Annotated in this window: 1 protein-coding gene; it reads right to left on the bottom strand. The window is 62.7% G+C overall.

Annotated elements, in window-relative coordinates; all coding sequences use genetic code 11:
- Positions 1 to 451: DUF2336 domain-containing protein (locus AACY49_RS31020; RefSeq protein WP_339528141.1), on the bottom strand; the 451-nt coding region annotated here is incomplete at both ends.

Below are 451 nucleotides of genomic sequence, written 5' to 3'. Positions count from 1 at the left end.
TCAGGAGCGAATCCGGAATCAAGACCGGCAAGGATCTCGAGGGCAAGAGCATCGCCATCAACACCCGCAACAACGTGATCTGGCTCTACGCGCGGGCCTGGGTCAAGGCGACCGGCGGCGATCCCGAGCGAGTCACGTTCAAGGAGGTCCCGTTCCCGCAAATGGAAGACGCCCTGCGCCAGCAACGGGTCGACGGGGCCTTTATGGTGCCGCCAGATCCACGAGAAGTCGAGCGCCTTGCACAGCACGAGGATCATTTCGCGGTTGCGATCCATCACGGCGCGTTCGATCACGTCGACCGGGAGTGACGACAGCAGCGACAAACCGATCTGCACCTCGTCGAAGCGGTGCTGGCGGGCGTAATTCGCGATCGAGTCCTGGTTGAGATTTCCCTGCCGGTACTGCGTGGTGACCAGGCGCTTGGCGACGAAATAGCTGCGCGAGGACGGGC

Source organism: Pseudomonas sp. EL_65y_Pfl2_R96 (genome assembly GCF_963970905.1).
Taxonomy (GTDB): Bacteria; Pseudomonadota; Gammaproteobacteria; order Pseudomonadales; family Pseudomonadaceae; genus Aquipseudomonas.
This window is presented reverse-complemented; position numbering and strand designations above follow the sequence as displayed.